Here is a 12861-nt window from a genome sequence, read left to right as displayed (position 1 = left end):
CCGGGCGGACCGACCGCTCGGGCCCCGCCGGGCCCGCGGCGGCCGGTTCGCTGTCGGCGCGGCATCCGGACGCGCCGCGCCGCCTCGGGCGCGGCGGCTTCTGCTGTCAGCAGATCTCCCGTCAGCAGAACCTGTTGGGAATTGGTTTCGACGTACGGCAGCATAACGTTCGGGAAACCAGCAGTGACGCGACGAACGAGAAGGCAGGGTTCATGACCGGGCTTGACTACCAGATGCGGGCCGAGCAGCAGCAGTCGTCCTTCGGCGACCAGGTGTTCAACCGGCTCCTCCAGGAGCGAATCATTTTCCTGGGCACCCAGGTCGACGACGCGTCCGCCAACACCATTTGCGCCCAGATGCTGCTGCTCGCCGCGGCGGACGCCGAGCGCGACATCCACCTCTACATCAACTCGCCGGGTGGCTCGATCAGCGCCGGCATGGCGATCTACGACACCATGCAGTACATCAAGAACGACGTGGCCACGATCGCGATGGGCTTCGCCGGCTCGATGGCGCAGTTCCTGCTCTGCTGCGGCACCCCGGGCAAGCGGTACTCGCTGCCCCACACCCGGATCATGATGCACCAGCTCTCCGGCGGCATCGGCGGCACGGCCGCCGACGTCGCGATCCAGGCGGAGAACATGCTCTACGTCAAGCGGACCACGATCGAGCGCATCGCCTTCCACACCGGGCGCACCTACGAGGAGATCGAGCGCGACTCCGACCGTGACCGCTGGTTCACGGCGGAGGAGGCGAAGGAGTACGGGATGATCGACCACGTCATCTCCAACGCCGCGCAGATCGGCAGCAACAACGGCAGCCTCGTCTGACCCGACCGTCGGGTTCGGGCCGGCCCCTCCGCGCGGCCGGCCCGTGCCCGACGCCCCCCACCGGCGGCTCGCTCAGCGTGACGCGACCAGCCGCGCCGGCGCGGTCCACCCACTCTCGTCCGCGGCCAGAGCGCTCTCGTCGACCGGCAGGAAGTACGTGATGTTCAAGGAGCCGTGCGCCTCCTGCAACACCACCGCCTGCATGTCGACGACGCCCCGCTCGGGGTGACGGGCGGTGTAGCGGCGGGTCGAGCCGGTGGTGACGTGGTGCTCGTCCCACAGCCGGCGGAAGAGCGGGCTCACCTCGCGCAGCACGCCGACCAGCTCGGTCAGCCGCGGCTCACCGAGCCAGTTCGCCGTCTCCACCCGGAACCGGGCCACCATGCACGCGGCGTTCTCGGCCCAGTTGACGATCTTCTCCCGCGCCTCGGGCGCGGTGAGCACCCACCACAGCAGATTGCGCCGCGCCGGCGGCAGCCGCGCGAAGTCGCTGTACCACTCGACTGCCGCCGGGTTCCAGCCGAGCAGATCCTGGTACTCGTTCATCAGCAGCATCGGGTACGGGTCGACCGACTGGTTCACCTGCCGGGCCATCCGCTCCACGACCTGCCGCGGCGGCGGCTCCTGCTCCGGGTACTCGTTGCGGCGGCGCAGTTTGTAGAGGTAGCGCCACTCGTCCTCGGAGAGCCGGAACACCTCGGCGAGCCGCTGCAGGCGATCCATCGACGGTGCCGCGGTGCGCCCCTGTTCCAGGCGGGTGTACCAGGTCGGGCTCACCCCGGCCAACACGGCGACCTCCTCCCGCCGCAGGCCCGGCGTGCGGCGGCGACGCCCGGTGGGCAGGCCGACCACCTCGGGGGTGGTGCGCTGCCGCCGAACGCTGAGGAACCGGCCGAGTTCGTGCATGTACAGGTCCGGCCGCCAGAAGCGCCGACCGCCCTCGGCGCCCTTCATCGCAGGCCGCCCTGGGCGGCCGGCGCGGGGCGCGGGGACGGCGGTCGTCGGGTCGCGGGGACGGCGGGATGGACCTTCCACGACGGAAACGCATCAGACATCGGTTTCTCCTCGCACCATTCGGCCATCGTTGTCTGCCCTATCCGGCCGCCGTGACGAAGCGCAGCAGCCACTCGAGGCTCTCCAGGTACTGGCGGGCTGCGCGGAGATCGTCGCCCCACACGTAGACGCCGTGCCGGGCCACGAGCAGCGCCGGTACGTCCGGCCGCCACACCTTCTGGAAGGCGTCCCCGAGCACCCGCATGTCCTGCGAGTTCGGGACGACCGGCACGGTGACCAGGTCACCGTCGGCCCCCCGCCCGAGGCCCTTGAGGAGTTCGTGGTCCCGCAGCGGGACGCCGGCCGGCCAGCGTTCGGCCGCGAGCACCGCCGGGAGGGCGTGCAGGTGGACGACCGCCCCGGCCCCGGTGACCGCGGCGATCCGGGCGTGCAGCCCGGCCTCGGCCGAGGGTCGCCGCGCCGGCCCCGGCTGGTCGGGCAGGGCGGCGCCGTCCCGGTCGACCAGCACGATGTCCGCCGCCGTGAGTTCGCCCTTGTCGAGCCCGCTCGCGGTGACCGCCAGGACCAGCGGGTCGGCGCTGAGCCGCACGGAGAGGTTCCCCGAGGTGCCCCGCATCCAGCCCAGCGCCGCGTACCGGGCCGACTCGGCGGCGAGCATCCGTCCGGCGTCGCCCACCTCGGGCGCCCGGACCGGCACGGCGGTCACCGCCGCACCCCGTCGATGTCGTCGAAGCCCCGGACGACCTGGTGCGGTCCGAAGTCGGCGTTCCCGTAGGGCTCGCCGGGGCGGGCCACCCCGACCGCGCGCCAGCCCGCGGCGACGGCGGCGTCGAGTTCGGCCGGCACGTCGGAGAGGAAGACGGGTGGGGGCGCACCGTCGGCTCCGCCGTCGCCGGCGCGGCCGGCCGGGGTGAGCCGCGCGCGCATGGCGCGGTAGGCGTCGGGTTCGCGCTTGGCCCCGACGCCGAGGGGGTCGAAGTGGACGGCGAAGTGGTCCCGCAGGTCGCCCGCGTCGGTGCGGGAGAGGACCGCGCGCTGGGCCGCGACAGATCCGGACGAGAAGATCCCGAGCCGATGCCCGGCCGCCCGCCAACGGCGCAGCGCGCGGATCACGTCCGGAAACAGCGGCGTACGCAGCTCGCCGCTGGCGTAGCCCTCCTGCCAGACGTGGCCCTGCAGGACCTTCAGCGCCGGTTCCTTGCGGTCCTGGTCGATCCAGGCGAGCAGGACGGTCATGATCTCGTCAGGGCCCGCCGAGTCGGCCAGCCCGGCCGCCCGGCGGACGGCGGCGAGGGCGTCGCGGCCCGCCGGAGTGTCGAGGTTCCGGGTGATCCAACCGGCCAGCCCCGCCCGGGCGTGGTCGAAGAGGGTCGCGTGCACGTACTCGGTGGGCACGACGGTGCCCTCGACGTCGAGGATGATCCAGACGGGCTCGCCGGAAACGACGTCGCTGCTCACCGCGTCGGCAATATGCCCCGCCCTGGCTTGGTCCGGGAATCGCAGACGTTCACCGCTGTCGATTTCCACTCGAAAACCTCCAATTTCCCCGCAAGCAGCTCTGCAGCCAGGCGGCGAATCGGATCCTACCCAGCCGTGAGCCGGATATGCCACGCCTCATTATGCAACCTCGGGGGTAGGTGTGCCACTAACACTGGTCTATACGGAGGGTAGTTATCGGCGCGGGCCGGCAACCTATACCACATGACCCGCCGACGGCTGACCCGCGCATCAGGTACATCGCGGATTGGGGGTTTCCGAAGTACCAGGATGACGCTGCACTGGATAACGCTCCAGATGTGTTCCACCCTTGGCGTACGGAACCGGAACGGGCCACGAGCTCGGCATCCACGTCCGCGCACGCCCCCGCCCGGCCAGCAGCCGGGCGGGGCGGCCAGACCTGCGCTCCCACCCGACCCCGGGTCACGCAGGCTCGACAGGCGAGAGGAACAGAAATCCGTGGCTCACATTTCAGTCGGCGTACTGGGCACCGGTTCCTACCTTCCGAAAGAGGAGGTGGGAAATGAGGATCTGGCGGCCCGCGTCGGGGTCGACCCGGAATGGATAATACGGAAGACGCTCATCCGGAATCGCCGTTTCGCGGCCCCGGACGAGGCCACCTCCGACCTTGCGGCAAAAGCATCCGTCGCGGCCCTCGCCCAGGCCGGCACAAATGCCGCCGACATTGATTATCTGATTGTCACGACGTCGACCGGGGACCATCCCCTGCCCCCGACTTCGTACCTCGTGCAGGATCTGCTCGGCGCCCACCGGGCGGCGTGCTTCGACATCAACGTCACGTGCAGCAGCTTCGTCTACGCGCTGGCATTGGCGCGCGGGCTGCTGCTGACCCGCCCGGAGGCCCGCGTCCTGATCGCTTCCGCCGATCTCTACTCGCGCAGCCTCGACTTCAGCAACCGGCGCACGGCAATTCTGCTCGGTGACGGGGTGGGCGCGGCGGTTGTCGGCGCCGTCCCCGACCGGTACGGGGTGATCGATTTCGAACTCCGCAGTCGGGGCGACGCACACCGGCTGATCCGGATCGAAGCCGGCGGCACCCGGTCACCCATAACACATGACGCGATCACCAGCGGTGATCATCTGTTCCGGATGGAAGGGCGGGCGGTACGCGAGTTCGTTATCGACGAAGTCCCGCCGGCGGTGGCGACTCTGCTGAGTCGGACCGGCACCGCCCCGCAGGAGGTCCGTCATTTCATTCCGCATCAGCCCAACGGGGTGCTCCTGACCGACCTCGACCAACGGCTCGGCCTGCCGAACGCGCGCCTGCACCGCACGTACACCGACTTCGGCAACCTCGGCAGCGCCTCGGTGCCGGTGACCCTGGACCGGGCGAACCGGGCCGGCGACCTCGCCGACGGGGACCTGCTGCTGCTGGCCGGCTTCGGCGGCGGCATGTCCATCGGCGCGTGCCTGCTGCGCTGGGCGGCCCCGCACGCCCCGGCGGGCGAGGTCGGCCGATGAGCGGCGTCGAACGCGTCGGCGTGGTCGGCTGCGGTCAGATGGGCGCGGGCATCGCCGAGGCGTGCGCCCTGGCCGGGCTCGACGTCGTCATCGTCTCGTCCAGCCCGGAGTCGTCGAAGAACGGGCGGGCCCGGTTGGAACGCGCGTTCGCCCGGGCGGCGGACAAATCCCGGATCACCGCCGACGAGGCCGCACAGGCCCTGGATCGGATCGCGTTCGAGACCGAATTCGACACCCTGGCCGATCGTCATCTCGTCGTGGAGACGGTCGTGGAGGACGAGCCGACGAAACTGCGCGTGCTCCAGGAACTCGACCGCGCCCTGGCCGCCGACGCGCTGATCGCCTCCAACACGTCGTCCATTCCGATCGCCCGGCTCGCCCGCGCCACCGGCCGTCCCGGGCAGGTGGTCGGAACCCATTTCTTCTATCCGGTCCCCGTGATGCCACTGGTGGAGCTGACCGGCTCGCTGCTGACCGCCGAGCAGACCTGCGCCCGCACCGCCGAGTTCCTCACCGAACGACTCGGAAAGACGGTCATCCGGACCCCGGACCGCGCCGGCTTCGTGGTCAACGTACTGTTCGTGCCGTATCTGATGTCGGCGATGCGGATGCTGGAAAGCGGCTTCGCCAGCGCCGCGGACATCGACGCCGCGATGGTGGCCAGATGTGGTCACCCAATGGGTCCACTCGCATTGGCCGACATGATCGGGCTCGACACCCTGGTGACCGTCGCCGACAGTTTGTACGCCGAGTTCCAGCAGCCGCTCTACGCCGCCCCACCGCTGTTGCGGCGCATGGTCGAATCCGGCTGGCTCGGCCGAAAGAGCGGACGCGGTTTCCATGTCTACCCGTGACCACCCCGGCCACGACCGGACGCCTGTGGTGACCACCGTCGCCGAAAGGGAACACGCCGTGGAAAACGACGTCCCCACGCCCGCCGACACCCCCGGAAACGCACCGGACGTGCTCGACGGACGGAGCATCCGCTGGGCCGACGACGCCATTGTCGCCGTGGACCAGACCGCCCTGCCCCACGCGTTCCGCACGCTCCGCCTCACCACCGTCGACCAGGTGATCGACGCCATCCGGCGACTGGCCATCCGCGGCGCGCCCGCCATCGGGGTCGCCGGCGCCCTCGGCGTCGCGCTCTCCGCCCACCGGCACCGGGACTCCTGGCACTCCCCCGACCGGCGGGCCGGGTTCGCCGCCGCCGTGCGCGCCGACGCCGACCGGCTCGCCGCCGCCCGCCCGACCGCCGTCAACCTGGAGGTCGGCACCCGGCGGGCGGCGGCGCGACTGGCCGAGGGACCGGACGCCGTCCTCGCCGAGGCCCTGGCGGTCCTCGAGGAGGACGAACGGATCAACCGGGCCGCCGCCCGCCGGGCGGCCGACCTCGTCCGGGCGCTGTGCCCCGACCGACCGCTGCGGTTGCTCACGCACTGCAACACCGGGGGCCTCGCCACGGTCGCCTGGGGCACGGCGCTCGGCACGATCCGGGACCTCGCGGAGGCGGGAATGGTCGCCGAGGTCTTCGTCGACGAGTCCCGGCCGCTGCTGCAGGGCGCCCGGCTGACGGTCTGGGAACTCGACCGCGCCGGGGTCCCGCACCGGCTCTGCGCCGACTCGGCGGGCGTGGCGGCGCTGGCCACCCAGGACATCGACTGCGTCCTGGTCGGCGCCGACCGGGTCGCCGCCAACGGCGACGTGGCCAACAAGGTCGGCACGTACGCGCTGGCCTGCGCCGCCGCCCGCAACGGGGTGCCGTTCGTCGTGGTCGCCCCGGAGTCCACGGTCGATCCCGCCACGCCGAACGGCGCCGCGATCGTGGTCGAGCAACGCCCGGCCGAGGAGGTCAACGCGCTGGCCGGCACCCCGATCACCCTGCCGGGCACCCGGGTCTTCAATCCCGCCTTCGACGTCACCCCGCACGAGCTGGTCACCGCCGTGGTGACCGAACGCGCCGTACGGCCGGGGGGCGCGGCGGCCCGACCGGCCCGGCGGACGGCACCCACGGTCCCCGCCGCGACCGGGCCCGGGCCGGCCGCGATCGGCGCGGCCGTCGCCGAACGGATCCGGGTGGTGCCCGACTTCCCCGCGCCCGGCATCGCGTTCCAGGATCTCGCCGGCCTCTACGCCGACCCGGCCCTGCTCCGGGCCGCCGCCGAGGCCGTCGGCGCCCATCCCTGGGGGCGGGTCGACCGGATCGTCGCGCTGGAGGCGCGTGGGTTCCCGGTCGCCGGTGCCGTCGCCGCGCTCACCGGTCGGCCGCTGGTGCTGGTCCGCAAGCCGGGCAAGCTCCCCGGCGCGACGCGGTCGGTCGGCTACGGCCTGGAGTACGGCACCGACCGGCTGGAGATGCAGGTCGACGCGATCCGGCCGGGCGAGCGGGTGCTGCTCGTCGACGACGTCCTGGCCACCGGGGGCACCCTGCGCGCCGCCGCCGGGCTGGTCGGCGCCGCCGGAGGCGACGTCGCCGGGTACGCGGTGGTGGTGGAGCTGGCGGCGCTGGCCGGCCGGAAGACCCTCGACGACCGACCGGTGCTGGCGCTGCACGTGGTCCGGGACTGACCCCGCGGAGACGACGAGGAGAACGAGATGAGCCTGCTGCACGTGTTCGACGAGAGCGGGACGCGGACCCTGCTCCGCACCACCGACGTCGACGTGATGGCCCGGCAACTCGCCGAGCGGGGCATCACCCTGCACCGCCGCCCGGTGCGGCCACTGCCCGCCGGCGCCGACGCCCAGACCGTCCTGGACGTGTACCGCGAGGACGTGGGCGAGATCTGCGCGGCCGGCGGGTACCGGCTGGTCGACGTGGCGGCGCTGCGCCCCGAGCCGGACAACGCCGAGTGGGAGCGGACCGCCCGCGCCGCGCGGGAGAAGTTCCTGTACGAGCACACCCACGCCGAGGACGAGGTGCGCTTCTTCGTCGGCGGGCGGGGCTGTTTCTACCTCCACCTGGGCGACCGGGTCTACGCCACCGTCTGCGAGGCCGGGGACCTGCTCTCCGTCCCCGCTGGCACAACGCACTGGTTCGACATGGGCGCCGTCCCGGACTTCTGCGTGATCCGGTTCTTCGAGGAGGAGGACGGCTGGATCGGCTCGTTCACCGACAGCGGCGCCTCCGCCCCCATCCCCCAGCTCGACGACCTGCTGACGATGGCCTGACGACGGTCCGAACGCGACGACGGCCCGGGGAACCGCGCGCGGCGGCCCGGGTGCCGGCTGCGCCCGCGGGCCCGCCGCACCGGCCGCGACCGCTCCCGACGCCGCTTCATTCCCCTCGCGTCGAACCCCAGCGCCACGGGTCGGGATCCTTGACCCGGTCGACGTCGATCCGCGCGTACTCCCTGGACTGCATTCCGGGCCACATTCCGGGTCCCCGTGCCACGTCGGTCGCGATCGCCAGTGCGGGGCGGCTCCGGTTGATCAGTTTTGCGAAGAGGGAGGTGTCCATTGCCTTTCTCTGCCCTTCACTCGGCCCGCGGCGGTGACCAGCCCGTGGCAAGGAACGACGGCCCGAGCCGTAGGAGTAACTCCTGCTCAGGGCACGGGCGGGAGCAGCGTCAGGCTGGCTCGAACGCATCTGGTCGCCGGCGCGGGCGCGGAGTTCGACACGGCACGGAACTGTTCCGGCGGCGGCATCGTGGCCACGCCGGAAGCGTTGACTATTCGAGCTGGACTTTCTTCACAGGAAGAGATGTCTCATACACGGTCAGCCCTCAGTCTCCTGTCCGACCAGACCCCGGATGATCCGCGAGGGCCGACTTTAACATGCACGTTCATCTCCGTCCACATGCTACGGTGCACCATCGACCAATGGCAAAACGTCGATGCATAACATTCTTGGTCGGCGATACCCGCACATCTGTCACACCTGATTTCGCGCCGACGGGAACGCCCGGGGCGCGGCCGTCACCGGCAGCGGGGGCAGACGCCGGTCAGCGGAGGACGGCGACCTCGACCGGGCCCACCCGCAGCGTGCCGTCGGTCAGCGGCGCGCACCGGATCCCGCCACGGCGGCGCAACGCCTTCCAGGTGCCCGGGCCGACGGCGACGTCCATCCAGGCGCAGGGCGGGGCAGCCCGGCGCACCCGCAGGCTGACCGGCCCCTGCCCCGAGTCGAGGACCAGCACCGACCCGACCAGTTCGTCCACGGCGATGCCGACGGTCAGGACGTTGCGCCGCACCTGCGTCAGGTCGGCGCCGGGTGGCAGGGACTCGCGCGCGATCAGCGTGATGCTCGCGTCGCGGTGCGCCGGCCGGCCGAAGTAGCGGTCGCCGACGATGCCCAACCCGGCGCGGATCTCGACCTCCTCGACGATCTCGTCGGGCGGCGCGGGGGCCGGACCGTCGGCCGGCCGGCCCCCGTAGCGGTGCACGGGCGAGGCCAGCAACTGGACGATCTCGGGCACGGCTGCGATTCTACGGCCGGGCCCCCGACCCGGATCCGCGGAAGGTCGCGCCGGCCTCCGTCGGCCCGGCGTCCACAATCGGGTACGCCGCGGGGATGCCACCAGGTGGCAAGCGAGGCAGCTTTAGCTTCTTGGGCATGCTGTGGTTGTCCGTTGGCATGAGGGAATGGGCGGCGTCGGAGGGCGTTTCGTGTGTCGCCGTTCGGCGTCGGTATGCGGCCGGCTTGTCGGGTCGGGTGGTCCAACATGGTCGGTGAGTCGCTGGCTTCGGCCGTCAGGGTTGGGTAGTTTGTCGTCTGTGTCGGTGTCTGGTGGGGGGTCAGCGCGCCGATCTGAGCCGTCGGGTCGTCTGCGTCATTGGGTGGGTGACGGGGCAGGATCTGCTGGTGTCCGCCGGGCGGTCGAGGCCGCCGCTGCGGGTGACGTGTCGTGAGGACGGTTCAGGCGTACCGGTTCGCGTTGGATCTTACTGCCGGGCAGGAGCGGATGGTTCTCGCGCATGCGGGAGCGGCTCGTGTCGCCTACAACTGGGCGCTTGCCCGGGTGAAGGCGGTCATGGACCAGCGGGCCGCCGAGCGCACCTACGGTGTGCCCGATGACCAGCTGACCCCGACGGTGTCGTGGTCACTTCCGGCGCTGCGCAAGGCATGGAACGCCGCCAAGCAGGACGTCGCGCCGTGGTGGACGGAATGCTCGAAGGAAGCGTTCAACACCGGTCTGGACGCCCTCGCCCGCGGGTTGAACAACTGGGCCGATTCCCGAACCGGGAAGCGGGCTGGACGACCGGTCGGTTTCCCGCGGTTCAAGTCCCGTCGCCGGACGACACCGTCGGTGCGGTTCACCACCGGTGCCATCCGTGTCGAGCCGGACCGTAAGCATGTTGTGTTGCCGCGGCTCGGTCGTCTGAAGCTGCACGAGTCGGCTCGTAAACTCGCCCGCCGCGTGGAGGCGGGCACCGCCCGGATCATGTCGGCGACCGTGCGGCGTGACGGCGGGCGGTGGTATGTGGCGTTCACGGTGGAGGTCGAGCGGTTCGACCTGCAGCCCGCCCAGCCCGGGTCAGTGGTTGGCGTTGACGTCGGGATCATCCATCTCGCCGTGTTGTCCACCGGTGAGTGTGTGCCCAACCCGCGCCACCTGCACCGTGCGCAGCGCGTCCTGCGCCGGCTGGGCCGTAGCCTGTCCCGCAAGGCAGGCCCGGACCGGCGCACCGGAGCACGGCCGTCGAAGCGGTGGCAACGAGCGCAGGCCCGACTCGCTCGCGCGCACGCCCGGGTGGCGAACCTGCGCCGCGACGGGCTGCACAAGCTCACCACACGGCTGGCCCGTGAGCACGGCACGATCGTGGTCGAGGACCTCAACGTGTCCGGGATGCTGACCAACCGGCGCCTGGCCCGGCACATCGCCGACGCCGGGTTCGCCGAACTACGCCGACAACTCACCTACAAGACCGGATGGAACGGGGGTCGGCTGATCGTGGCCGACCGTTGGTATCCGTCCTCGAAGACCTGCTCGGGTTGCGGCGCGGTGAAAGCCAAGCTGGCCCTGGCCGAGCGTACCTACACCTGCGCCACCTGCGGCCTGGTTCTGGACCGGGATCTGAACGCCGCACGCAACCTCGCCGCGCTCGCGCATGAGGTGGTCGACGCCCGGAGTGGCCGGGAGTCGCCAAACGGACGTGGAGCCGACCGTAAGACCCCGCTCACGGGGCAGGTGGCCGTGAAACGTCAACCCGGCACCGCCCCAGCAGGTCAGACCGGGACCGTCCCACCGCAAGGCAGGACTACCAATCACATGCTCACCAGAGCGCACTGATAGGTAACGGGTGCTGTCGCGTTCCACGGCTCGTTCTCCACTTCGGGGGCGGCACGGCCGCGCCGGACGAGGCGGCGACGGCGGCGCGGCGGGCAGGGGCGGTGACGGGGTCGGTCATGACGGTCCGGCCGCCAGGGCGGCGTCGACGACCTCGGGGGCGTACACCTGCTCGATGACCATGGCGTGTGCGCCGGTGACCGCCGCGCGGGCGCCGAGCCGACTGGTGGTGACCTCGAGGCGGCGGGTCGCGCGGGGCAGCGCGCTCTGGTACAGCACCTCGCGCACCCCGGCCACGAAGTGCAGGTCGGCCAGGTCGCCCGCGATGATCAGCACGCCGGGGTTGAGCAGGCAGACGACGGTCGCCAGCACCTCGCCGACCAGCTTGCCCGCCGTGCGGGCCAGGTGCACCGCCTCGGCGTGGCCGGAGCGGATCCGTTCGACCAGCTGGGCGCCGGACGAGGTGGGGGTGCCGCCGGCGGTGAGGCGCTGGGCGATCGCGAGGCCGCTGGCGACCGCCGCCAGGCAGCCGTAGAGGCCGCACTGGCAGCGGGCCTGCGGATGGTCGTGCAGGCGGATGTGGCCGATGTCCCCGGCGCCGCCGTCGATGCCGCGGTAGACGTGGCCGTCCACGACGACGCCGGCGCCGATCCCGGTCGCGACCTTGACCAGTACGAGGGACGGGCAGTCGGGGTAGTGCGTCGTCTGCTCGCCCAGCGCCATCAGGTTCGCGTCGTTGTCCACGTACACCGGCCGCTTCCAGGTGTCGCGCAGTCGCTCCGCGATCGGGTAGCGGTCCCAGCCCGGCATGATCGGGGGCTGGGCGACCAGGCCGGCCTCGAAGTCGGCCGGGCCGGGCACGCCCACGCCGATGCCGCGTACCTGCACGGGCTGCCAGCCGGCCGTGTCGAGCAGCCGGCTGAAGGCGGCGTCGACCCAGGCCAGGACCGCTTCCGGGCCGACGCCGATCTTGATCGGCTCGTGCTCCTCGGCGAGCAGACGCCCGTTGAGGTCGACGACGGCCGCTCGGGCGTGGTTGGCGCCGAGGTCGGCCACGAGCACCACGCCGTGGCCGGTGTCGAGTTCGAGCAGCTCGGCCGGTCGGCCGCCGGTCGATCCCTCCACGCCCGCGGCGCGCAGGTAACCGGCGGCCCGCAGCGCGTCGATGCGCTGCGTCACGGTCGAGCGGGACAGGCCGGTGTAGCCCTGCAGTTCGGCGCGGGTGCGGGCCCGGCCCGTACGGACCAGCCAGAGCAGATGGCCGGCGGAGCTCTGGCTGCCCGCCGGCCTAGCCCTTGTCGGCACCCGCGGTCAGTCCCTCGGTCAACAGGCGCTCGGCGGCGAAGAAGATGATCACAATCGGCAGGGTAAGCACGACCGATCCGGCCATCAACACCGTCTTGCTCACCTCAATGCCGCCGGACAGCTGGGCGAGACCCAACGAGACCGTCCAGTCCGCCCGGTCCTCGACCAGGAAGAGCAGGGCGAACAGGAATTCGTTCCACGCTATCATGAACACGTACAGCGCATTGGCCATCACCGCCGGCGCGGCCAGCGGCAGGACGATCTTGCGGATGGTCTGCAGCCGGGTGTAGCCGTCGACAGCCGCCGCCTCCTCCAGACTGACCGGGATGGTCGACAGGTAGTTGCGCAGCATGTAGATCGACACGGGCAGCGTCTGGGCGATTTGACTTCCTCTGCCCCCTGAAGAGGGCAGATTCCTGGCGGCGCTCATGCGGCACGCCGGGTGGTTGACGCTTCGCAGCCCACAGGTGCCGGGCTCCACGTCCGTACACGACCAAGCCCGGCCG

12 protein-coding genes and 1 pseudogene are annotated in these 12861 nt (G+C 71.6%); 7 read left to right on the top strand and 6 right to left on the bottom strand.

The window, feature by feature from the left end:
• Positions 1-233: 233 nt before the first annotated feature.
• Positions 234-830: an ATP-dependent Clp protease proteolytic subunit gene (locus tag ABGB16_RS14345; RefSeq protein WP_347668579.1), complete on the top strand. Its 597-nt coding sequence runs from the start codon at positions 234-236 to the stop codon at positions 828-830.
• A 72-nt stretch (positions 831-902) separates the two neighbouring features.
• Here the strand turns inward: ABGB16_RS14345 and ABGB16_RS14340 are convergent, their stop codons facing one another.
• From ABGB16_RS14340 to mtnC, 3 genes are all read right to left on the bottom strand, one after another.
• Positions 903-1784 carry a helix-turn-helix transcriptional regulator gene (locus ABGB16_RS14340; RefSeq protein ID WP_347668526.1) on the bottom strand — a complete coding sequence of 294 codons (882 nt, stop codon included), beginning with the start codon at positions 1782-1784 and terminating at the stop codon, positions 903-905.
• A 139-nt stretch (positions 1785-1923) separates the two neighbouring features.
• Positions 1924-2550 carry a methylthioribulose 1-phosphate dehydratase gene (gene mtnB, locus ABGB16_RS14335; protein WP_347668525.1) on the bottom strand — a complete coding sequence of 209 codons (627 nt, stop codon included), beginning with the start codon at positions 2548-2550 and terminating at the stop codon, positions 1924-1926.
• Positions 2547-3302 (bottom strand): acireductone synthase, encoded by a 756-nt coding sequence (mtnC, locus tag ABGB16_RS14330; RefSeq protein ID WP_347668524.1) that lies wholly within the window; start codon positions 3300-3302, stop codon positions 2547-2549. Before mtnC ends, mtnB begins: the two co-directional genes overlap by 4 nt.
• Positions 3303-3611: 309 nt before the next feature.
• Here mtnC and ABGB16_RS14325 point away from each other — a divergent pair, with 309 nt between their 5' ends.
• The 5 genes and pseudogenes from ABGB16_RS14325 (at position 3612) to ABGB16_RS14305 (ending at position 7991) form a co-directional block, all read left to right on the top strand.
• The gene (locus ABGB16_RS14325) at positions 3612-4823 is read left to right on the top strand and encodes a ketoacyl-ACP synthase III (protein ID WP_347668523.1); all 1212 of its coding nucleotides are present in this window, start codon (positions 3612-3614) and stop codon (positions 4821-4823) included.
• Entirely contained in the window at positions 4820-5677 is an 858-nt protein-coding gene (locus ABGB16_RS14320; protein ID WP_347668522.1) for a 3-hydroxybutyryl-CoA dehydrogenase, read from the top strand. The genes ABGB16_RS14325 and ABGB16_RS14320 overlap by 4 nt, the downstream gene beginning before the upstream one ends.
• A pseudogene (mtnA, locus tag ABGB16_RS14315) lies at positions 5664-6779 on the top strand (S-methyl-5-thioribose-1-phosphate isomerase); the annotation flags it as partial. The gene ABGB16_RS14320 and the pseudogene mtnA, both read left to right, overlap by 14 nt.
• A gap of 90 nt (positions 6780-6869) precedes the next feature.
• Positions 6870-7391: an adenine phosphoribosyltransferase gene (locus tag ABGB16_RS14310; protein WP_347668578.1), complete on the top strand. Its 522-nt coding sequence runs from the start codon at positions 6870-6872 to the stop codon at positions 7389-7391.
• Positions 7392-7418: 27 nt separating this feature from the next.
• Complete coding sequence (locus ABGB16_RS14305) at positions 7419-7991, top strand: hypothetical protein (protein ID WP_347668521.1); 573 nt, start codon at positions 7419-7421, stop codon at positions 7989-7991.
• A 773-nt stretch (positions 7992-8764) separates the two neighbouring features.
• Here the strand turns inward: ABGB16_RS14305 and ABGB16_RS14300 are convergent.
• Complete coding sequence (locus ABGB16_RS14300; RefSeq protein WP_347668520.1) at positions 8765-9238, bottom strand: molybdenum cofactor biosysynthesis protein; 474 nt, start codon at positions 9236-9238, stop codon at positions 8765-8767.
• A 429-nt stretch (positions 9239-9667) separates the two neighbouring features.
• Between ABGB16_RS14300 and tnpB the strand changes: the two genes are divergently transcribed.
• Complete coding sequence (tnpB, locus tag ABGB16_RS14295; protein ID WP_347668519.1) at positions 9668-11053, top strand: IS607 family element RNA-guided endonuclease TnpB; 1386 nt, start codon at positions 9668-9670, stop codon at positions 11051-11053.
• Positions 11054-11167: 114 nt separating this feature from the next.
• On the opposite strand, the gene ABGB16_RS14290 is transcribed toward tnpB, so the two are convergent.
• Together ABGB16_RS14290 and ABGB16_RS14285 are read right to left on the bottom strand one after the other, a co-directional pair.
• Positions 11168-12355 (bottom strand): ROK family protein, encoded by a 1188-nt coding sequence (locus tag ABGB16_RS14290; RefSeq protein WP_347668518.1) that lies wholly within the window; start codon positions 12353-12355, stop codon positions 11168-11170.
• The coding region (locus ABGB16_RS14285; protein WP_347668517.1) for a carbohydrate ABC transporter permease at positions 12339-12861 on the bottom strand (523 nt) is incomplete at its 5' end. The genes ABGB16_RS14290 and ABGB16_RS14285, both read right to left, overlap by 17 nt.

Source organism: Micromonospora sp. B11E3 (assembly GCF_039871625.1).
GTDB lineage: Bacteria > Actinomycetota > Actinomycetes > Mycobacteriales > Micromonosporaceae > Micromonospora.
This window is presented reverse-complemented; position numbering and strand designations above follow the sequence as displayed.

What these genes read in the sequence shown, in the direction of transcription:
- ABGB16_RS14345 (WP_347668579.1), top strand. Translation starts at nt 234, where the DNA reads ATGCGGGCCGAGCAGCAGCAGTCGTCCTTCGGCGACCAGGTGTTCAAC.
- ABGB16_RS14340 (WP_347668526.1), bottom strand. Translation starts at nt 1,784, where the DNA reads ATGAAGGGCGCCGAGGGCGGTCGGCGCTTCTGGCGGCCGGACCTGTAC.
- ABGB16_RS14325 (WP_347668523.1), top strand. Translation starts at nt 3,612, where the DNA reads ATGACGCTGCACTGGATAACGCTCCAGATGTGTTCCACCCTTGGCGTA.
- ABGB16_RS14320 (WP_347668522.1), top strand. Translation starts at nt 4,820, where the DNA reads ATGAGCGGCGTCGAACGCGTCGGCGTGGTCGGCTGCGGTCAGATGGGC.
- ABGB16_RS14305 (WP_347668521.1), top strand. Translation starts at nt 7,419, where the DNA reads ATGAGCCTGCTGCACGTGTTCGACGAGAGCGGGACGCGGACCCTGCTC.